Here is an 18,146-nt window from a genome sequence, read left to right on the forward strand (position 1 = left end):
AATTTATCTTTTTCTAAAAGAATAGTGTAAAACCCAATAAATTTCTAGTAGAGGTAGGCCCAGAATTTGGATAGAAATATACGATAGCTGCGCTGCACAACCATAATAATAATTAATGACCTGAGCAACTCTCTTTTTGACTGTAGCCGCCGCGAAGCAGAGGTTACGCCTTAGTCTCTCGCATAAAAGTTAATCGTTGCGATTGGGTGTACGGGGGAGTGGCATCGCTCGTTTTATATTGCGCAAGCACTGGGTCAGCGTCTAGCGAAGGACGCGGATGTTTTGGTGCGGCATCGAGAAATAGAGGTGCTAGATGGACAGCCATGATTCAGCTTCGCTGCTGACGAATCGTGCGCGTCAGTAAAGCGGCTAAGGGATTGCGTGCATTAGTGAAACTGCTGCGTTTAATGTCTCGCACTTCCTTCTCCCATAGCGGATTCGTGGGGATGTGATAACCATGGTTTTTTGCCTGCTGGAACAGCTCAGCTAGCTCGTAGCCATTCTCGACCACACAGATTTTTTCGGAACGACCAAGTTTCATCGGTAGTACAAATGTAGCCGGATAATTCGTGGTTGGATCAGCTACAGGATTACTCGAATCTGCACTATGATGGACAACGGGATTACCATCACCGACGAGATAACGATTGATGACGGGTATCATCTCCTTCATTCGAGTTGACGTATTGCCGGTTTCTGAATCTGCTTTTCTGCAAAAATTACTTATATCCCAAAGGTCATCAGTCGCATCAGAGTTCGGCAGCGACTGGTACTTCTGGCGATGCGCGACATCCGGTACCTGAAGGTTATCCTGCGGTCCGAGATCGCTGAGGTGCGGACCAATCAAGAGCAAATCGTAGTCAGCCGTGAATGGTTTTGTACCTTCGGGCGGTGCCAGCACCATAATTGGCTCACCTTCATGAGTAATTTGGTAAAGTCCTTCACTATGATTGGGTTCGCAGGTTGCCTCGAAGGAATATTCTTTGCCGCTTGGCCCTGCCGCTTTAAAGGTTACGATGCCTTGAGCATTTTTATCAGACAGAGCGTGGATGCAGCCATTATTCTGTAGGTTGGTCAGCCGCATCAGCGGAATAGCGAGCGGCACGGACTTAGCATGGTTATCCGCAATGCATTGCTGTGTCTGTTGATTCAATTTCTTGATCTGTGCGGGTTTGTTTTCGATCTTACTATAACCTTGGTCGACGCAGATTAAGCCGCTTTGCGCTCCCCAAGTTGCGCTTTTGCCTTTGGTATGAAGATTTTTTGTTGGATAGCCATTCTCGATGAGTTCGGTGGCTATCTTTTCGACCGGCCGTATGCCAATGATAGAGTTGTAATCTTGCGCGACTTGTTGGAGCGGAGCGAGATGGCGGGGCACGATGCCGCTTTTTTTCGCTACGCATTTAACTAAATCGTCAAGCGTGGGGGGTGGCTGACGCACTTTTTGATTCTTACCCGAGCGGATAGGTATATTAGAAGTACCAATGAAGTTCGGGGCGCTAATAGCAGATGATTTGTCAAGAGACTTTGATGGGTCTGGCGCATGCGCACTCTCATTCTGAGGCTGTATCTCGCTGGGCGAGAGGCGAGGATAGTTACGCGATAGCATAATTGACTCTTTCAATTTAAATAAATTAAAATTTTCCTAGGCGCTAATGTCCTAAGAATCTAACTCATTGAAATTGTTGCGCGAGAGGCTGGCGTTGTGCGACAAACCCTGCGAGCGCTTGTGCTCTAATCCATCGAACTCAAGCGTCTCGACAGACAACCCTAAGTGGCAGACAAACCTATAGAACTGCGTATTTAGAGTTAGTTCACAATTTCTTTAATTTGAAAAGATTAAGAGTTTTGGTTTTAGGTATTACAGAGATGAGAAGACATCTGTAAATAAGCGATGCGAGCCGAGCACAATTTGAACCGATTTGGCGCAACGGCCGCGCGCTGCAAAATGTGGTTAAAGCTTGTTGCGGTGGCTAGTACGGAGGTTCGATGGAGATTTTGAACGCGCCATCTGAGGTCAACGTGATAATCTGCGCGGATCACTCAATTTGGCAAAGGCTTCCATCATCGCGGGCATCTCTTGACTCAAAAAAGCCAACAGTTATCCCTCTTTATTTACGGTTTACAACCCTATTGCTTGCTCAATTCTTTTATTTACAAGGGGCTTCATGCGGAAGCCCTGACCTTTGGCAAGGCCTTACTGTACGATAAAGTCAGAACTACTACAGAGCCTGAGGGTGAGATTCCCTCGGGCTACTCGCCCATTTTATGATGGGTATTAAAAATAGTATTGTGTTCATCGAAGGGGAGTCCTTTTTCTTTATTATCTTTATGATATCTCAAGATAATGCGTTCTATGATGCAGGCCGCGGTGTTGTAAGATTCCATACTTGGACGTCTTTCGATTAAGTCACGATCCTCGAATTTCAGTATGAGGTCTTCCAAACTCATTTTCTCGCCATCGAATTCGACCAGGGTATCTTTCTCGGCTTTGAAAAGTTCCTCAAGGGTTGCGCGGTGCATTTCATTCCAATAGGAATTTGGTTGATCCGCCGGACCCTCCAGTGCCTTCTTCACGATCTTTCTATCGAGCAGAGAAATATTTTTACCTTCTTTGATCAGTCCCAACCTTATTCCCATAAGCATGTCTTCTCCGCCCCCAACCATATATGGCTCATAGATCCCATCTTTCCCATCTTTCCCGTTTTGACGAAATGGGGCTTTGATAGCAACGAATTGTTGTGCTGGTGAATTGAAGTCGGTTTCTGAGGGTTTTTCAGCTTCTGCAGCTTCGTCAAAAGTGCGGAGGCCGAAGTGATTCGGAGGCGTACCCCGTGTAGGATAACCGACCCCGTACGCAGCGATCTCTTTTCCACTCGTCTCGAAATTCATTTTCAACTCGCGTTGTACCTCAAGACTGGTGTGTCTGGTAGCTTCGGTTAAAGCAACATCCTGATCTATCATCATAATTTTCTCCGGACGGTATGGTAATGTATCCGCGAGTGCTAAGGCTGCAGCGCGCGCAGTCCCAAAACCGGTCATGTTACCGCCGCTCCACCCGATAAGATGCAAGTTTTCATATTGAGCGAGCGCCGTGCCAAGAGCAGAACGATAAGATTTGAAATCCTTCTGATGGACAAGTAGGTAAACAGGATCGTTCAGCATGTTTATTAGATGCCCGTCCTTGTTTATTGGACGCCTGTTCTGCATGTTTCTGGGATGCCAGGCGAGGTTGCTCCGGTTTTGTTCTAAATCTCTCGCAATCTTCTCCGCGCTTCCGCCGCTTATGACGATGGCAGGCACGTTCTCCGACCGCAGTTTACGTTCGCTGAATTTATCTCTTCCTATGAAAGAGAACCATCTGACTTGATTGCTTGATTCTCCTGTCTTAGCAAGTTCCTCGCACTTATCGACTCTTTTTTTTAGAACATTTTTCATGCTCTGAGTGGCGTGTTCCCCCTGATTCTTGTCGACGCTGACAGGAGAATATTTACACCTTGGCCGCTTTCCTTTATCGGCCCAGTCGTCGTTTAGTGTTAGTTTGATGGCACCTAAAGAATTTGCGCCGGTTAAAGGACTTGGCGATTTTCTCAGCTTGGGATCCTCAATCTCCGGCGGACTACCCAAGCTTTTGAGATTTTTTACTTTTGGAAGCATGATTTACTCTTTTAATTTGAATTAATTAAAAATCCCTCAAGCCCTAATTGCCCAAGGGTATTTGCATCATTGGAACTGTTGCGCGAGATGCTGGCGCTGTTTAATAAACTCTTCGATCGCTTGCTCGAGTGCATCGAGCTCAAGCGTCTCAACCGGTAGGCCGAGATGATATATAAATGCGTCTAGCTGCTCAGAGATTGAAATCACACCGCCATGCGCGCTTGTTTCCAGGCAATTTAGGCGCAGCATATCGACCAACACCCGTCCATCTTGTGCGCCGCGCAAAGGTGTAAAAGGCGCGTAAAGATACAGTATGTTTGCTTCGACATCGAGTCTGAAATACAGGCGTTCTCCCTGCGCTAGCTCGAGTCCAGCACCGCCATTGGCATCCAGCGTTAAGCCGGCGATGTGGTGGCGTCGAGCGAGCGCCTCAAGACAACTGCGTGCGCGTTCTTCAGTCTGAAAGCGTGTGGTTGTAAAGAAGTGATTCATGGCATTTTCCGGTTCATTCGTGATTGGATAAGCATATGATTGTCCAAAGTCTGGCTCGTGGTTTTCGGAAAAACTAAAAAGCTACTGTTTTTTGCGCGCACTTGAGTTACGCCAACACCGCTTGCTTTGCATCCTCTAAAGTTTGCAATCCCTATGCTTACCAAGGTGTGGTCAGGACGGGCTGGCCCCATGCTGAGCATAGCCATGGCGATAGCTATGTCTGAATAGGTGTGATTTGCTACGGTGTTGATGAGCTGTCTAAAGATTTGGGTGAGACGAAGCAGTGGAGGAGAGCACGATAAGGACGTTGTGCTTAGCTGACGACGGTACTTAACCACCTCTCGCTTGCTCTGTAACGCGTCTTTAGTCGGTGTGAGGATGGGTTTTGAAGACGCGCCTGCTGGAACGCGAAGGGCGTGATCGAAGACGGCGGCATGGTTGGCCGCCGTGAAGTGAGGTGTGTTCTCAGTCTTGCTCTGATTCTGCCAGCCGCGTTAAATAATCGGTAAACGCATTTAAAATCATTTCGCGCTGATCGTTGTCATCGAAACAATCGTCAGGCAAGAGTTTGACGAGCTCAGTTAAGTGACGTGCATAACTGTAATAGCGTGTACTGTCCGGTATTCGTTGTTGAGTTCGTTCGGCAAGCCAGTCGGATTGCACCCAGGTCTGTTGCACAATCTCCAGTAGGTCTGCAATCAGCGTGTCGCCGTCTACTTCGTTTAGGGCGAGAGACTGGGCCATGCGTTGACAATGATCTTCTAAGCTTAGGAAATGTAGGATCCGCTTCAGATCGGTAATCACGGCGGCCAGATGAGTTTCCAGAGCAGGGCCATTGGCTGAAAGCTCAAATGCTAGGGCGCGGATCAGCGTTTTAAGTTTGCGCTGGCGGTCCTGGAGGCGGCGAAACTCAGCAAACCACTGTACTAAGCGCGTTTGGCGCGTGGTTGCACGTTGATAGAGCTGCCGTAGTTCGCTTAAGTTCTGGCGATTGGCGGCGCCGAATTCCAGACAGCTAAATAGGCACAGCGCCCATTCATCGTTATCCATAACGTTGGCCAACGCTGCTTCGAGCCGCTTTCGGCGCGCGCCACTGATACCTTTGTCGGCGAGTAGGGCGGCGAGCAAGAGCGCTTGTTCGCCGGCATCAAACCCAGCTTCGCGCATTGCCTGGTCAGGGTCTAGCAGATCTTCTAGGTCAGGTAGACGACGGTGTAGATCATCGAGTTGTGCGGGAGAGATTGCGCTAATCTGCTGGGCGAGCCGTTGCAGCATCGCACGGGTGCGAGGCCGTTCGATTTTGCCATCGCTAGCGGTGTTCGCCCGTCGGGGATCACGTAACCGTGAACCGAGCGCAAAGCCGATGTCTTCCAAGGTTTCTGTCACGGCGTCGCCCTGCATTTCACTGAACATAACGGACATGTCAGTCCAGTCTGACGCGCTTGCTTCTAATTCGCTTTGGGCGAGTTCTAGCACTGATTGCGCGGGTTCAATCGAGGTTGCTCGAGAGGGGGGGGGCGGAGGCGTGGGCTGGGTCCGGCTGGTAGGTGTTGCCGCTTGAGAATCGATTTTATTCAGCATAGAGAATCTCTTCACGTGTTAAATAAGCTAATAAAGATTGCAGGTGCGTATCAAGATCGATGTGCAGTGTGACAAAGCGAGTTTCCAGTACGGCCTGACGCGTGTTGAGCGCTGCGTCAGCAGATACCCGTACTTGCGGATATGCGGCGAACTCGGCTTGCGCAACGGGCATGGCGGCGGCGGATACGCGCAATGTCACTGAAGTATCCTCAAGTTCTTGCGGCAGCCGTCGCTTGATGCGCTGCGTGATCCACTCGGTGGCGTCTTGCTCACCGATCCACTCAGTCAGCATTTTGGCCATCCAGATGCGCACCCGCGTGTCAAGCTGCGCGGCGATTGCGCTTTCAAGCTGCTCCTCGGCGACGAGCCAAGTTAGGGTTTCGTCGATCAGCGCCGTACGCATGGTTTCGCGTTCAGATGCCGCCTCGGCGAGGCCCTGTTGGCGCGCCTCGGCGCGAATTTGCTCTGCTTCGCGTTGCGCCTCAGCCAAGATCGCATCGGCTTGTTGCAGCCGCGCTTGCGCGGTCTCTTGCGCATGCGTGACAATCGCTCTGGCATCAAAATACTGTGCCAGTGTGGCCGCTGGAATGATCGTAGTGCAGGGGATCGCGCCGCACAGAGAGATAATCGAAAGATTGAGATGAGTCATAAAAAGCGGGCAATTTTGAGTAACCAATGAGCGGCGTTGCCAGGCACGGGTTGGGCTGGCGCTGACGCAGGTGGCAAACGTGTCGTGAGTAGTTGAGCAACGATGCAGTGATGCATGTCGCGCGCCCACCAGCATGCCCCAGCGTTAAGCGCTGCCTCGACGAGTGGGGTGGCGGAGTCGATACACGGTCCGCCGTGCCCGTTATGTTGTAGCGCAAGCAATTGGTCACATGCGTGCTCACCCAATTGGGCGGCGAGGGCTTGGCGATAGGGCTTCAGCATAAGATGGTCTGGACAGCCCAGCGCGATGACGCCTAGCGCGATGGTTAATGCTAACCAGCGTGGCTCGAGTTCGAGCAGCATTTGCTGCTGCGGTTCGAGCTTAGCCGGTAACGCACATGCAGGAAAGCCGCGGCGCGCGATGATCAACGCGTCGATACTCGAGCGGCAGGCTGGGTGGCGGCGGTAGATGTCATGCCAGCGCGCGAGATCGAGTTTGCTCCACCAACTGTCATGCATCCATGCGCCAGGTTGCCAAGCCAGTTGATGCAGGCGCTGTAAGCCAAATGGAAGGATGGCTAAAGTCATGCTCGTATCCGTTTTAAATAGGACCGTAGGTAGGGCCGTAAGTAAATCCCTGCGGCGACGATCAGCAGCCCGGTGAGCCACAGCCGAGATCGACCCAGCCAAGCCAGAAAACCGCTCGGCTGGCTTGGCAGATAACGGTAGTCGGTAGGCTGTAGCACCAAACTGATGTTCTCGGCCTGTAGGTTGGGTACACCGTTTTTAATCAAGCCGATGATGCTGATTTCGCGGTTGTTTAAGTTGTGCTCTGGACTATATTGAATAAATACAGAGGCAGCGAGCGTCGGCGTTTCATGCCGATTCTGGCTGCTGTTTTGCGCAATCGAGACCTGGGCGTAGACAACGCCCTCTATCGAGCGGAGCATTTTTTCTAACTGTTGTTCCTTAAGATAGGTGATTTTTGCCTGTTCTTGCGCCGGCGAGGTGACGAGTTGGCCGGAGGGAAACAAATCATTCATGGTGGCCACGGTTTTGCTGGGCAGGCCATTTTGCCGCAGCCATTCGACCGCATTAACGAATTGCGTTTTGTCAACGCGGACCGTGACCTGGCCGCCTTTGGCGGGTTGCTTATCCGCATCGATCTGACGCAAGATTAAGAGCGCAATCATTTGATTGGCTTCCGCCTCTGGTAAGTCTTTATATAAATCCATCTTACAAGCAGCCAGAGACAGGGCTAGCAGTGTGACGACGGTGACCTGAACAAGGCGGCTGATCATGACATGCTCACGAGTTTATTGACACCTTGCGCCAACACGCCGGCGGTTTTAGCGGCAAAATCAAGATCGATCACCGTATTCATCATTTTTTCTTGCATGGCGAGCATTGCGCTGGGGTTGTGCAGCTCCGCGGTTGGCTGGTGAGCGCTGACTAGCACTTGGTTGACTTGCTGTGTTTGCGTTTGTAAATGTTCGAGTGCGTGTAGTTCTGGGGTTTTATCGGTTTGGCTGAAGAGAGCTCGGGTAAAGGCTTCAACCTGCGTGGGATCCGCCTCAGGCTGGGCGCGCAGCGGGTCACTCTGGACCGGTGTAGTGAGCAAGTGGGTTGCATGGATTTCCATCATAGGACTCCTGTTAAAAAATGAAAGACTCGACGAGCGAGTGTGAAGAAACCGGTGAGGCGAGTAACTGCCGTAGCAGTTCGGCTTCGGGTTGCGTGTGCTGCGCGAGTAACTGCAGTGCGGCTTGGGGCTGCCCGAGACCGATTAGCATGGTTGCTTCGAGCACCTGGCGCTGGCTTAGGTCCATGACCAGGTCGATCAAAGCGGCATGAATTATCTGAGCGTCATCGAGCAGAGCGTGGTTGACCGCAGCTAGGCCGACTTCAACGATCAGCCGGCAGACGTCTTGATCGAGCCGACTCATATCTTCTGGATAATCCCGGCCAGCATATCTTTGACGGCTTTCATGACCGCACTCTGGTAATTCACGAGGGTCGAATACTGCTGCATCGAGAATTGTGCTTTGAGCATGCTGGCCGGATTGTTTAGATCGGTGGCGCTAATGCGCGCTTGCACTTCGCTACCAACGCGTTCAGATAATTGAGAGACTTGACTGTTGAAAAGCTCGATATCCATATTCTTCTACCTTTAATTCCGGGGTGAGTAAAACTGATTGAGGGTGAGATAAACCTGGGTGTTTTTGGGTGTGCTGCAACCGGAACTGCGTGGGGCTGCAACCAAAATGCTTGCGAAAACTATCCGTGAAGTGGGCGTGATTTGAGAAGCCGCATTCCAGTGCGATATCCAGCACACGCAACGAGTTCGAGCGCAGCAACTTACCGGCATGCGCCAGCCGTCGCTCGAGTAGCCAACGCTTGGCGCAGACGCCGTATTTTTCATAGAACAAAATGTTGAACTTGCGTGGCGTGAGACTGAATTTCTGTGCAAAGCGCGCCACTGACCAGCCATTGAGGCAGTGGCTTTCCATAAATTCGACGAAGGCGACATCCCCTGCCGTCAGGTAGTGCAGCAGTGCTGAAAAGTAAGGCCGGTCGATGCTCAGGCAATATGCATAGAGAAAGCGCAGCAAGGTGGCCGGACTGGAGCCTGAGAGCAACTCGATGACGCTCAGCATATTGTCTGGCGCCTTGACAATGCGCATCGGCTCGCGCCAGAAGCGCATGGGTTGGGCTGCGTCAAGTAGATTGACCAACTCCAAATAAAGTTCTTGCAAATCAGCCAATTGGAAATCTACGCACTGAACATCCGTAGCGATGCCAGCATTGCATAGGGCTGCGCCGTTATACGTCACGGCAATGCAGTTGGGGGGCAGAGTGTACGTGTTGTCCTGCATACGCACATAGGCGCCATTTCTGCCAAATAAAAATCGTATGGATTGCATTGAATGTTTGCCGCTTTAACGGGTGGTTGATGTTGATCTGCATGATCGGGATTTCGTAGGCATAGGGTTATCCGGTGATGACCTGAAGACGTGCGTAATAGAGGTTTATTTCAAGTGGCGTTGGTCATGCCATTGAGCTGTGCTCAGCTTTCCAAAATCAGAAAAAATTGGGCGATTTCGAAAGCCGAGAGGGGAGCGGGTGCGTACGCTACAGATATTGCCTGATCGCTAAAGACGGATTTATCGATGTGTGGCGATTGGATTAAGGCAAGCGAAAAATTATTGAGAATCAATTCAAGCTGATTGCTCTTGATGACGACGCTCGCCGGGAAAACGGCTGGATCTGCACCGTGCAAAAACCTAAAACGTTTGAATGTTTTAAGAAGTTTGCTCATGTCAGGACGGCTAATGTGGTGAATTTAGGCACGGAGTTAAAGATGAAAGAACTCAACCAATTTAAAGAGATGGTTGGCGATCTTAAAAGGCGTCAAGCCATATTTAAAAAGCAGGCGCAAGAGTTTCAGGCGTTGCAACGCGAGATAGCGGCACTGCAAGCACGCGCGCAGATTGATCCCAACGCATACCAGAAACTGCGCCGCTTGGATGAAGTGATGAACGCGGGTGGCCAGCCATTAGAGACGCGCATGCTCGGGCAAATTAAAAAAACCGAGCGGTGTTTCAAACAGTTGAATGATCAGCTCAAGCTGGTCGCTCCTGAGGACGATGTTCGTCGTGAGAGCGGCGGGTTAGCGTCAAAACCTGCAAGCGCGCGGCAGTTTGACCGTGCGTTTGTTTAATTTATTGATTGAAATTAAGGAGAAATTTATGTCTAAAGTAAACAACTCTGGAGCCACCAGTTATGTCACTCCGTCATATGCAAGTGGGCCGCAGTCTGGCTTGGATGTAGACGAGTCAATTATAGGGCAGGGAATTTTAACCCTGGAAGTCATCATGGTATTGTTTACTGATCTGGCCAGAGCAAAATTCGCCCAGATGGAAAAAAAGGCAGCTATTGCACGTGAGGCGCAGGATAAGGTGAATCAGCTTGACGCTCAAATAGCCGAGCTTAATAAAGAGGGAGATAAAGCGACTCTGTCTGAAAGTATGAAGAATGACATGAAGCAAAATAATATTTCCTTAGATGGCAAAGAGGCTAAAGATTTATCAGGCGAGCTCAACAAAGGCGAAATGATGAAATTGAGAGCCAAATACGAATCGATTTCGGCTAGCGCGGCGGATTTCGTACAGCAAAACCAGTTGAAGTTGCAGCAGTTGATGCAAAACTTCAACACGACTATCACGATGATCAACAGCTTGCTGAGCATGAGTGCTCAATCAAACATGGAGATTGCGAAGTCGATTCGCTAATTGTGCTGCAACGGGTTGACGTGGGTTGCGCATATCACTGACGTTGCGCAATCTACGTCGGCTTAATAGAGCACAGAGATTGTCTGTTAGACCTAGGAGTTGTAATGACACACGATACTTTTAATGAAAAACAAGATGCTCAAGAAGTGTTACGGCGTTTTTTCGCGTGCGGCGGCGCCGTGCGGATGCTCGCCGATATTCCTTTAGATGACATGGAGCACTTATACGCTTACGCGACGCAGCTATTTGAAGCAGATGAGTTCAAGGGGGCGCGCAATTTATATTTTCTGCTGGCGCAGCTCGATCAATGGAATGCTGACTATTGGCTGGGTCTGGGACTATGTCACCAGCGTTTAATGCAGCACGAAGATGCGCTTTTTTGTTTTAGCCGAGCCGGCGTGATCAAAATCGATGATCCACGCGCCTCGTTTTTTGCTGGGGTGAGTTATCAAATCGTCGGGAATAAAGCCTATGCGCGTAAGGCCTTGAACGCGTCAATCAAATGGTGCGGCCAGCATGCTCAATATGCAACGCTCAGACAGAGCGCAGTGCAGTTGCTTGCCTGCTGTGCGCAGGAGGCATCAGTATGTCCGTTACATTAAACACGCCCGCGGCTGACGGCGCCAAGGCCGCTTATCCGCTAGCTTCAGATGAAGAGTACGCTAACTCTGCGGCGACCCGTTCGGTCGGTCGTTTGGACGCATCGAAACAGGTCACGGAGATTCTTGCTAAACAGCCTGAGCCACTGAATCGGCCCACACCGGGCAAGTCGGTTGTCACGTTGCCGCAGGCGAATCAAGCCATGGAACGGATCATGGAGCGTGTAGGCGCTCCCCTGGACGAGGGCGCGCGCCTGCAGCTGGGCAAGATTGAGACCGTTTCGATGGACTCGATGATGATCGCGACGACGCTGCTCACAGGCAAAGTCATGGGCGATACGGCTGAGGCGAAGTGCAAAGCACTTGAGATTATGGGCAAAAAGCAAGAAGCTATACGCACCCAGCAGGTGAAAGAATATTGCGAGCAGCTCGATAAAGCGACTGAGCAGCAGGAAAAAGCCAAAAAAGCCGGTGTGTTCGGCGTGATTTTCGACTGGATAGTCGCCGCCGTCGAAATCGGGATTGGGGTTTTGAAGCTCGCCTGTGGCAATCCGACGGGCGTGATAGATATAGCCGCGGGTGTCTCCGGTGCGGTCAAGGCGGTGGCGAACACACTGGCCCTGATTGACCCGTCTCATGCCAGTGTATATGGAAAAATTGCTGATTGGGCGGGCAAAATTCAGATGGGGCTAGAAGTTGTGGGCCTAGCGGTTGATATGTTGAGTGCGGCGGTGCGAGGCCTAGCGAAAGTAGCCACTAATTTCGTGAAGCAAGGGGGGACCTTTTTAGAAAAAGCAGGGGCTCTCTTAAAGCAAGCCGGCCTTCTCATAAAGAAAGCTGCGGCGGGAGTTGTTCAAAAGACCTCCGCTGCTTTTCAGCAAATGGCCAGCACCTGCATGCAGATGGGGCAATACATGGAAAAAGCCGGAGCTTATGTAAAGCAAGCGGCAACCGAATTCATGCAGAACATGAGTACTGTTTCGGAGGCAGGAGTCGGTGCTTTCGTCAAGAAAATGGGTCCCTCTGTCAAAGATATAGGCGCTTCTATAGAGCAATTTGCGCAGAAACTTAAAACCGACAAGGCGTTCTTAATCGATATTCTGAAGAACACGCGCAATGTAGTTTATGTCTCGGGGCAACTCACTTCAGGGGTGTCTCAATTGGAGCGTGCAAAGCTGCAGAAACAGATTGATGCGTCCATTACGGATCAACAGTGGTTGCAGTTTTGTTTTGATTTTTACGAAAAAGGAAAGCAGGCAACCCTGAAGCAAATGCGTGATTTACTCGACGCTCAGTCGAGTGCTATGGAAGATGGCAGTAAATTACTTAACCAGACCAACACATTGCAAGCCCATGTGGCTGCGTCGATGGTCTAAATATTAGGAGAAAATGATGAATACTGATGTAAAAGCTGGCTCGGTGACACCTCGTGCTGAAGCAGTGGACAGTCCCCAGACGGAAGTTATGGATGGCGGTGAGGGCGCGCTTGCAATCATAGACCATTTAATGACGCGTTTACAGAAAATGCATCTGCAGATGCGGGACTTGGAGCGCGAATTTTTTACGTCGCAGCAAAGTGTCGCATTCGAAAAGCAGGTCCATGCGTTGGCCACTAAGAGAGAAGCGATTGAGAAAAATTTCGAGGCGGCTAAAACCGGAGCGGTTGGCCAAATTGTGGCTGGCTCTATAGGATTGGTTGGAGCGAGTATTAGCGCAGTCGGGGCTGCGAACAAGGTCAATAATCCAGCTTCGGCTGCAACTACAACCATAGATTTAACCTCAGCTTCTGCTTCATCTAAAACTTTAAATTTGGCTTCTGCTTCCGCTTCAACTTCAGCTAAAACGGCAAATCTAAATACAGTTTCGGTTACGACTAAAGCTGCCACTCCGGCGGCAAATTCTTCTAAGCTTGAGGGTATCGGAAATAGTATGTTGGGTGGGAAAGACGCAGTGGCAGGGATTGCTGGCTATTCCGCAGCCACTTCTAAGCGCGAGGCGGAGCAGCTACAGCTAGACGGCGATTTCGAAACTCAAGCAGCAGAAAGTTTCCAAAAATCGCTTGCTAAAACTGCGGATCATGCACTTGAGGCTTCTCGTCAGTTACATGAAACCACACGCGAGCTGGTTGCATTAAATGACCGCGTGTTCTCTGCGGTGAAGTTCTAACAAGGAGCTATGCAATGTCGATGTCAGCCTGCCTTGATGATGCTGTTACCCAATTTCTGAGAGCGCATCGCTTCCAGCCGGAAGTCGCTTACTTCAAAGAAAGCGCTTTTGTGATCGGTTGGAAAATTCAGCTGGATGAGCTTGAGCTTGTCTACCGACAAGAGGGGGAGGTGCTGATCATTTGTGATTTGGTCGCCACCCCTGCCGTGCAGGGTAAACCTGGTGCGGTCGCTGCATTTATCTCGTTGATGCACCAAATCGAGCGCGAGGTGGGGGCGGTGCGCGAAATACGGGGCATGTTTATTGAAAGCCAATCTAATTTTGCCCTCAATCAGTTTCGCTCTCGTTTGGCTGTTGTATTGCAAGCTCAGGGGGCAGGCTGGCGCGAAATTGACGGGCAACGCTGGCTGGTTTACCCAATGCGTGCCGGCGCAAGGGGCCAACGGCCTCAGTAAATCCGCGGGTCAGGTCGAGCGAGGTTTAAAGTGAGACTAGGCCTGCAAGCCTGCCAGACCGGATGGACATTGGCAGGCACTTTAATCCGACGGTTCCGAGGCACGCAACAGCAAGTTCGCTAGTTTGTTTAACTCGGTCGCTACGCTCGGGGGCGTGGGCGATTGGGTCGTCATAGGAAGTTTTTCTGTGGTTTTATAAGGCGCAACGTATTGTTGCGCCTTGTCATGATAACGCAACAATACGTTGCGCACATAATTCTGGGTCTCGCGGTAAGGGGGAATTTGGCCGCCATATTTGCGTACCGCGCCTTCGCCGGCGTTGTAAGCCGCGATGGCCAGTTCGAGACGATTGTCAAAAGTATTGAGTAACCATTTCAGATAGGTAGCACCCGCGCGTAGATTGGCCTGTGGATTGTGCAAATCGGAAAAGCCAAAGCGGCGCGCAGTCGCTGGCATAACTTGCATCAGTCCAAGCGCACCTTTGGGCGAAATGGCCGCAGCATTGTAATTTGATTCGACTGCGATGACAGCGTGCAATAAGCCCGGGCTTAGATCTAGCTCGTTGGCTATCTGCTCAATCAGTGCATCATAGGCGCGCGGCGGACTCTGCCAGCGGGCCGGTTTGGCGGGTTCGTGGGCCGCACTCTGAATCGCGGGTAGAGTTGGCCACGGCATCGCGGTGCGTTTCCAGACCAGCGGCGTGTTTGCTGGCGTCGTTTGTGCTTGGGCCGACACGGTGCTCACGAGGGTGAGGCAGCAAGAGAGCATAGAATAAACCAAACATTCGGAGGAGAATAAAGCGCAGCGCGCTAGGCTGTGAGCGAGATTATGTGGGTTCATGGTCATATTTAAGTTTCATCGCCAGACGCAAAATATGCGCGACGGGCTCAAACAAATGCGGCGAGATAGCGCGGCCGACTTCAGTTTGGGCGGCGAGGGCTCGTGCCAGAGGGATGTTTTCTACAACAGGAATACCCGCTTTCTCGGCGAGCGCGACGATATGCAAGGCAAATTCGTCATGCCCGATCTCGAGTACCTGGGGTAGCGGGGTTTCTCCAGGACGGTAATACAAGCACACTGCAAGATGCGTTGGATTGCGCACCACGGCGGTCGATTTCGCTACATTGGCGGCCAGGCTGCCGCTTTGTACTTCGCGGTGCGTTTCTTTGCGTTTTTGTTTAATTTCAGGGTTACCTTCAGAGTTTTTGAACTCCTGTTTGATGTCTTCGATGGACATCATCAATTGCTTCGTCATGGTGTAGCGTTGAAAGGCGAAATCAGCCAGCCCAAAAAGCACATAGAAACCGACCAGCGTGCTCCACATGATGTAGAGCAGCCGAGTACTCACCAGCAGACCGCTGGTTACAGCCTGCAGCGGCAGAAACTGGAGCGAGGGCGCATATTGGCGAATTAGATAGAAAAAAATTAATGACAGCAGCACGACTTTGAAGAGTGATTTGCTCAATTCGAAGAGGCTACGTAGTGAGCACATTTGCTTAAGGTTTTCGAGCGGATTAATTTTTTTTAATGAAGGATTTAAGGCTTCGGACGCAAGCAATGGACCGATTTGCAACACAATCGCGAGCACCGTCGTAATGATTACGAGGGCGGCGATCCCTAAGGTAAAACGTATCACCAGGCCCGCAAAGACGCCGAGAAGCTGGTTCAGTGCGGCGTTTAGATCCAGTAGAATGGAGTCTATTGAGACGTTGATGAGTGCCTCGAAGCCGTGCATCAGCGCCGGGCCTTCGAGGGTGAAATAGCCGAGCAGAGCCGCCAGCTGCGCGCCGCTGGTAACGTCGGCACTCTTGGCGACCTGGCCTTTTTTGCGCGCATCGCGCAACTTTTTTTCAGTAGGTTTTTCAGTTTTTTCACTCATGGCGTGGAGTGCAGTGCGGTAAAGATGCGGGCTGTAAATGACAGGCTGTGCTCAAGCAGTGTTTGGTAGGCGAAATTGCTGCAAATAATCAGCATCAGCAGCGCACAGCCACTCTTGATTGGCATCGAGAGAAAAAAGACATTCAATTGTGGCGCTGAGCGGTTGATAAGACCCAGCGCCATATCCACCAGTAGAATAATGCTGAGCGCGGGCATCGAGAAACATAGGCACAGTTCGTACATCAATTGCCATTGGTCCGAGAGGAAGGTGAGCCAGGCTGCGTCAAAACGGCAACTGACGCCTGGCGGCAGCGCCACATAAGATTGGTAAATTGCCGCAATAAGCTGGTTAAAGCCCCCTGTGAGTAAAAACAGCAGACTGAAGATCTGCGTGAACAAAATCCCGAATAATGACGATTGTTCGCCGAGCAGTGGATTGAGTACGCTGGCCATGGACGCACCGCGCATCGTATCAATCAAAAAACCTGCCATATCGATAACCCAAAACGGTATGGCGGCGCAAAAACCGATCATCAAACCGATGCTCAATTCGCTGCCTAAGATCAGGCCGTAATGTACATAGGTCATTGACTTCGCCAAGGGCGTATGCGCATAGACAGCCGCAGCGGGCAAGGCAATCATGAGCACGAGCGCATTGCGAATCAGCGTCCCCCCAAGGGTGGTCCGATTAAACAGCGGCATGATGAGCATGACGCCAAGCGGACGCAGCATGCATAACCCAAGTGCCGTGAGCCATTGCGTGTACTCTGTCATCTTTAATCTCCCATCTGGCTCATGTGTGCGAAAATTTGATTCATATAGTTGAGCAGCACATCGCCCATCCAGTGATAAGACATCGCCAGTACGGTGGCGACCGCGATCAACTTAATCAGAAATAAAGCGGTTTGGTCTTGCACCTGGGTCAGCGCCTGTACCAGGCTGACGATGATGCCGACGACCGAGGCCACGACGACGACTGGCAATGACAGCAGCAACACCAGCCACATCATTTGGGCCGCGAGTTGAGTAACGATGGATTCGCTCATAGAAAACCTTGGTGCGTCAGATCAGGAAAAGGACAGCACGAGCTGTTTAAGCAGTTTTTCCCAGCCGTTCGCGAGTACGAAAACGAGCAATTTAAGCGGCAAAGCAATGGTCATCGGCGAGACCATCATCATGCCCATGGCCAGCAATACATTGGAGACGATGAGATCGATCGCGACAAACGGTAAATACAGCAAGAGTCCGATCTTGAAGGCTTCAGTCAGTTGACTGACGGTGAAGGCAGGCATGAGCACGATCAGCGAACGGTCTGGAATTTGGCTGTGATATTGCTTAGGCCAGACTTGATGACCCATCTCCGAGAAAAACTGAATTTGCCCTGGATCGGTATTGCGCTCCAGAAACTCCCGATAGGGAACCAGCACGTCTTTATCGATCCGGTCAGTGAAATTTTTCGCTTCGAGATGGAGTGGACGCTGCGCCAGGTTGCTCTGAATTTGCACACCAATCGGTGCCATGATGAAGAGCGTGAGCATCAGGGCCAGCCCGTGTAGCGCCATGTTGGGCGGAATCTGTTGGGTACCTAGTGCATTGCGCAGGAGCGAGAAGACGATGGCAAGCTTTAGAAACGACGACCCCAATACCACTATAAGCGGCAGGATCGATAGCGCAAAAAGTACAGTAATCAGTTGCACGGGCTGATTTAGCAGGCTCATAAGATTCCCCGGAAAGGTTTATTGAGCCTGCATTATTGTCGGGGCCTTAAGCGCTGGCCTATCCGGCAAATACCTGAACTACGCTGATGTAGTCAACAATGGCTGACTGGGTGAAATTTTAGGCTTTAGGCATATACCGCCAAATCAGCATCAGTTTGCGCGAATGGCCTTGAAACGCCTCTATCGGCGACATTAGTCGTTTTGCCAAAATGGTTAACGCTTACGGTGCTATATGTTCAGGGAGGTCGTGATATGGCTCATCTTCTTTGCCACCTTCCACATGCCGAACACGATAGTCATTAACATTTTTCTTATGGACAATGAGAGAGCAGTGGCTGAAATCAGGAGTAAATAGATAGCAAGGATCGTTTGCTATGTTTTTATTTGGACGAATTTTTATGTCAACATAACCGCCTTGTGGCAGCCAATATGCAAATTTTGATAATCGATGAGCTTCTTGCTTGCTTGGATCTAGACCGGGCGACTCTGCAATTTCGAGCAAATTAAATTCTGAAGCAATTGTATCTTCTGATATTGGGTAGGCCAATACGATCCTGTGAAGGATACTGAGTGCAGTACGTAGTAGCGAAAAGAAGATGGTAAGCTTTAGAAACGATGAACCCAGCACCACCATAAGCAGGATCGATCGTGCGAAAAGTA

At 50.7% G+C, this 18,146-nt stretch carries 24 protein-coding genes; 7 read left to right on the top strand and 17 right to left on the bottom strand.

The genetic code is table 11. From position 1 onward, the window contains the following. The first annotated feature begins 201 nt into the window (after positions 1-201). Positions 202-327, top strand: a complete 126-nt coding sequence (locus MCB1EB_RS02985; protein WP_431311532.1) for a RapZ C-terminal domain-containing protein — start codon at positions 202-204, stop codon at positions 325-327. A gap of 1 nt (position 328) precedes the next feature. On the opposite strand, the gene MCB1EB_RS02990 is transcribed toward MCB1EB_RS02985, so the two are convergent. The 11 genes from MCB1EB_RS02990 to MCB1EB_RS03040 all read right to left on the bottom strand — a co-directional run bounded on the left by MCB1EB_RS02990 (position 329) and on the right by MCB1EB_RS03040 (position 9,254). Further along, positions 329-1,609, bottom strand: a complete 1,281-nt coding sequence (locus MCB1EB_RS02990) for an anthrax toxin-like adenylyl cyclase domain-containing protein (protein WP_052393794.1) — start codon at positions 1,607-1,609, stop codon at positions 329-331. A 644-nt stretch (positions 1,610-2,253) separates the two neighbouring features. Next, on the bottom strand, positions 2,254-3,657 hold the full coding sequence (locus MCB1EB_RS02995; RefSeq protein WP_052393793.1) for a hypothetical protein: 1,404 nt from the start codon (positions 3,655-3,657) through the stop codon (positions 2,254-2,256). A 66-nt stretch (positions 3,658-3,723) separates the two neighbouring features. Beyond that, positions 3,724-4,149: a CesT family type III secretion system chaperone gene (locus MCB1EB_RS03000; protein ID WP_045363082.1), complete on the bottom strand. Its 426-nt coding sequence runs from the start codon at positions 4,147-4,149 to the stop codon at positions 3,724-3,726. A 465-nt stretch (positions 4,150-4,614) separates the two neighbouring features. Continuing rightward, positions 4,615-5,730, bottom strand: coding sequence for a type III secretion system gatekeeper subunit SctW (sctW, locus tag MCB1EB_RS03005; protein WP_126353848.1), 1,116 nt, complete (start codon positions 5,728-5,730; stop codon positions 4,615-4,617). Next, a complete protein-coding gene (locus MCB1EB_RS03010; RefSeq protein ID WP_045363080.1) occupies positions 5,720-6,379 on the bottom strand; it encodes a hypothetical protein in 660 nt (219 codons plus the stop codon). Before MCB1EB_RS03010 ends, sctW begins: the two co-directional genes overlap by 11 nt. Beyond that, positions 6,376-6,966 (bottom strand): type III secretion system domain-containing protein, encoded by a 591-nt coding sequence (locus MCB1EB_RS03015; RefSeq protein ID WP_045363078.1) that lies wholly within the window; start codon positions 6,964-6,966, stop codon positions 6,376-6,378. The genes MCB1EB_RS03010 and MCB1EB_RS03015 overlap by 4 nt, the downstream gene beginning before the upstream one ends. Beyond that, entirely contained in the window at positions 6,963-7,679 is a 717-nt protein-coding gene (gene sctJ / locus MCB1EB_RS03020) for a type III secretion system inner membrane ring lipoprotein SctJ (RefSeq protein ID WP_045363076.1), read from the bottom strand. Before sctJ ends, MCB1EB_RS03015 begins: the two co-directional genes overlap by 4 nt. Further along, positions 7,676-8,023, bottom strand: a complete 348-nt coding sequence (gene sctI / locus MCB1EB_RS03025) for a type III secretion system inner rod subunit SctI (protein WP_081953499.1) — start codon at positions 8,021-8,023, stop codon at positions 7,676-7,678. Before sctI ends, sctJ begins: the two co-directional genes overlap by 4 nt. Before the next feature lie 10 nt (positions 8,024-8,033). Further along, positions 8,034-8,324 (bottom strand): EscG/YscG/SsaH family type III secretion system needle protein co-chaperone, encoded by a 291-nt coding sequence (locus tag MCB1EB_RS03030; protein ID WP_045363072.1) that lies wholly within the window; start codon positions 8,322-8,324, stop codon positions 8,034-8,036. Continuing rightward, on the bottom strand, positions 8,321-8,536 hold the full coding sequence (gene sctF, locus MCB1EB_RS03035) for a type III secretion system needle filament subunit SctF (RefSeq protein WP_045363071.1): 216 nt from the start codon (positions 8,534-8,536) through the stop codon (positions 8,321-8,323). Before sctF ends, MCB1EB_RS03030 begins: the two co-directional genes overlap by 4 nt. Continuing rightward, positions 8,493-9,254 (bottom strand): helix-turn-helix transcriptional regulator, encoded by a 762-nt coding sequence (locus MCB1EB_RS03040; RefSeq protein WP_232034140.1) that lies wholly within the window; start codon positions 9,252-9,254, stop codon positions 8,493-8,495. The genes sctF and MCB1EB_RS03040 overlap by 44 nt, the downstream gene beginning before the upstream one ends. A 398-nt stretch (positions 9,255-9,652) precedes the next feature. On the opposite strand from MCB1EB_RS03040, the gene MCB1EB_RS03045 reads away from it, so the two are divergent. The 6 genes from MCB1EB_RS03045 (at position 9,653) to sseE (ending at position 13,890) form a co-directional block, all read left to right on the top strand. Then, positions 9,653-10,099, top strand: coding sequence for a hypothetical protein (locus MCB1EB_RS03045; protein WP_126353849.1), 447 nt, complete (start codon positions 9,653-9,655; stop codon positions 10,097-10,099). Positions 10,100-10,127: 28 nt separating this feature from the next. Further along, complete coding sequence (locus MCB1EB_RS03050) at positions 10,128-10,670, top strand: hypothetical protein (protein WP_045363069.1); 543 nt, start codon at positions 10,128-10,130, stop codon at positions 10,668-10,670. A 104-nt stretch (positions 10,671-10,774) separates the two neighbouring features. Continuing rightward, the gene (locus MCB1EB_RS03055) at positions 10,775-11,272 is read left to right on the top strand and encodes a SycD/LcrH family type III secretion system chaperone (RefSeq protein WP_045363067.1); all 498 of its coding nucleotides are present in this window, start codon (positions 10,775-10,777) and stop codon (positions 11,270-11,272) included. Further along, positions 11,257-12,645 (top strand): type III secretion system translocon subunit SseC family protein, encoded by a 1,389-nt coding sequence (sctE, locus tag MCB1EB_RS03060; RefSeq protein WP_052393790.1) that lies wholly within the window; start codon positions 11,257-11,259, stop codon positions 12,643-12,645. The genes MCB1EB_RS03055 and sctE overlap by 16 nt, the downstream gene beginning before the upstream one ends. Positions 12,646-12,661: 16 nt before the next feature. Then, entirely contained in the window at positions 12,662-13,435 is a 774-nt protein-coding gene (locus MCB1EB_RS03065) for a hypothetical protein (RefSeq protein ID WP_045363065.1), read from the top strand. A 20-nt stretch (positions 13,436-13,455) separates the two neighbouring features. Beyond that, on the top strand, positions 13,456-13,890 hold the full coding sequence (gene sseE / locus MCB1EB_RS03070) for a type III secretion system effector protein SseE (RefSeq protein WP_045365840.1): 435 nt from the start codon (positions 13,456-13,458) through the stop codon (positions 13,888-13,890). Positions 13,891-13,971: 81 nt separating this feature from the next. Here sseE and MCB1EB_RS03075 read toward each other — a convergent pair whose 3' ends face one another. From MCB1EB_RS03075 to MCB1EB_RS03100, 6 genes are all read right to left on the bottom strand, one after another. Next, positions 13,972-14,730, bottom strand: a complete 759-nt coding sequence (locus MCB1EB_RS03075) for a lytic transglycosylase domain-containing protein (protein WP_052393789.1) — start codon at positions 14,728-14,730, stop codon at positions 13,972-13,974. Beyond that, complete coding sequence (locus MCB1EB_RS03080; protein ID WP_045363063.1) at positions 14,717-15,769, bottom strand: EscU/YscU/HrcU family type III secretion system export apparatus switch protein; 1,053 nt, start codon at positions 15,767-15,769, stop codon at positions 14,717-14,719. The genes MCB1EB_RS03075 and MCB1EB_RS03080 overlap by 14 nt, the downstream gene beginning before the upstream one ends. Beyond that, positions 15,766-16,542 (bottom strand): type III secretion system export apparatus subunit SctT, encoded by a 777-nt coding sequence (gene sctT, locus MCB1EB_RS03085; RefSeq protein ID WP_045363061.1) that lies wholly within the window; start codon positions 16,540-16,542, stop codon positions 15,766-15,768. The genes MCB1EB_RS03080 and sctT overlap by 4 nt, the downstream gene beginning before the upstream one ends. Positions 16,543-16,544: 2 nt before the next feature. Then, complete coding sequence (locus MCB1EB_RS03090; RefSeq protein ID WP_045363060.1) at positions 16,545-16,814, bottom strand: EscS/YscS/HrcS family type III secretion system export apparatus protein; 270 nt, start codon at positions 16,812-16,814, stop codon at positions 16,545-16,547. Positions 16,815-16,835: 21 nt separating this feature from the next. Further along, positions 16,836-17,486, bottom strand: a complete 651-nt coding sequence (gene sctR / locus MCB1EB_RS03095; RefSeq protein WP_045363059.1) for a type III secretion system export apparatus subunit SctR — start codon at positions 17,484-17,486, stop codon at positions 16,836-16,838. 220 nt (positions 17,487-17,706) lie between these two features. Then, positions 17,707-18,033: a hypothetical protein gene (locus MCB1EB_RS03100; RefSeq protein WP_126353850.1), complete on the bottom strand. Its 327-nt coding sequence runs from the start codon at positions 18,031-18,033 to the stop codon at positions 17,707-17,709. Between the last annotated feature and the right edge of the window lie 113 nt (positions 18,034-18,146).

The organism is Mycoavidus cysteinexigens, from assembly GCF_003966915.1.
GTDB classification, from domain to species: Bacteria; Pseudomonadota; Gammaproteobacteria; order Burkholderiales; family Burkholderiaceae; genus Mycoavidus; species Mycoavidus cysteinexigens.

Coding starts and splice junctions, on each gene's coding strand:
- MCB1EB_RS02990 (WP_052393794.1), bottom strand. CDS start 1,609: ATGCTATCGCGTAACTATCCTCGCCTCTCGCCCAGCGAGATACAGCCT.
- MCB1EB_RS02995 (WP_052393793.1), bottom strand. CDS start 3,657: ATGCTTCCAAAAGTAAAAAATCTCAAAAGCTTGGGTAGTCCGCCGGAG.
- MCB1EB_RS03000 (WP_045363082.1), bottom strand. CDS start 4,149: ATGAATCACTTCTTTACAACCACACGCTTTCAGACTGAAGAACGCGCA.
- sctW (WP_126353848.1), bottom strand. CDS start 5,730: ATGCTGAATAAAATCGATTCTCAAGCGGCAACACCTACCAGCCGGACC.
- MCB1EB_RS03010 (WP_045363080.1), bottom strand. CDS start 6,379: ATGACTCATCTCAATCTTTCGATTATCTCTCTGTGCGGCGCGATCCCC.
- MCB1EB_RS03015 (WP_045363078.1), bottom strand. CDS start 6,966: ATGACTTTAGCCATCCTTCCATTTGGCTTACAGCGCCTGCATCAACTG.
- sctJ (WP_045363076.1), bottom strand. CDS start 7,679: ATGATCAGCCGCCTTGTTCAGGTCACCGTCGTCACACTGCTAGCCCTG.
- sctI (WP_081953499.1), bottom strand. CDS start 8,023: ATGATGGAAATCCATGCAACCCACTTGCTCACTACACCGGTCCAGAGT.
- MCB1EB_RS03030 (WP_045363072.1), bottom strand. CDS start 8,324: ATGAGTCGGCTCGATCAAGACGTCTGCCGGCTGATCGTTGAAGTCGGC.
- sctF (WP_045363071.1), bottom strand. CDS start 8,536: ATGGATATCGAGCTTTTCAACAGTCAAGTCTCTCAATTATCTGAACGC.
- MCB1EB_RS03040 (WP_232034140.1), bottom strand. CDS start 9,254: ATGCAGGACAACACGTACACTCTGCCCCCCAACTGCATTGCCGTGACG.
- MCB1EB_RS03050 (WP_045363069.1), top strand. CDS start 10,128: ATGTCTAAAGTAAACAACTCTGGAGCCACCAGTTATGTCACTCCGTCA.
- MCB1EB_RS03055 (WP_045363067.1), top strand. CDS start 10,775: ATGACACACGATACTTTTAATGAAAAACAAGATGCTCAAGAAGTGTTA.
- sctE (WP_052393790.1), top strand. CDS start 11,257: ATGTCCGTTACATTAAACACGCCCGCGGCTGACGGCGCCAAGGCCGCT.
- MCB1EB_RS03065 (WP_045363065.1), top strand. CDS start 12,662: ATGAATACTGATGTAAAAGCTGGCTCGGTGACACCTCGTGCTGAAGCA.
- sseE (WP_045365840.1), top strand. CDS start 13,456: ATGTCAGCCTGCCTTGATGATGCTGTTACCCAATTTCTGAGAGCGCAT.
- MCB1EB_RS03075 (WP_052393789.1), bottom strand. CDS start 14,730: ATGAACCCACATAATCTCGCTCACAGCCTAGCGCGCTGCGCTTTATTC.
- MCB1EB_RS03080 (WP_045363063.1), bottom strand. CDS start 15,769: ATGAGTGAAAAAACTGAAAAACCTACTGAAAAAAAGTTGCGCGATGCG.
- sctT (WP_045363061.1), bottom strand. CDS start 16,542: ATGACAGAGTACACGCAATGGCTCACGGCACTTGGGTTATGCATGCTG.
- MCB1EB_RS03090 (WP_045363060.1), bottom strand. CDS start 16,814: ATGAGCGAATCCATCGTTACTCAACTCGCGGCCCAAATGATGTGGCTG.
- sctR (WP_045363059.1), bottom strand. CDS start 17,486: ATGAGCCTGCTAAATCAGCCCGTGCAACTGATTACTGTACTTTTTGCG.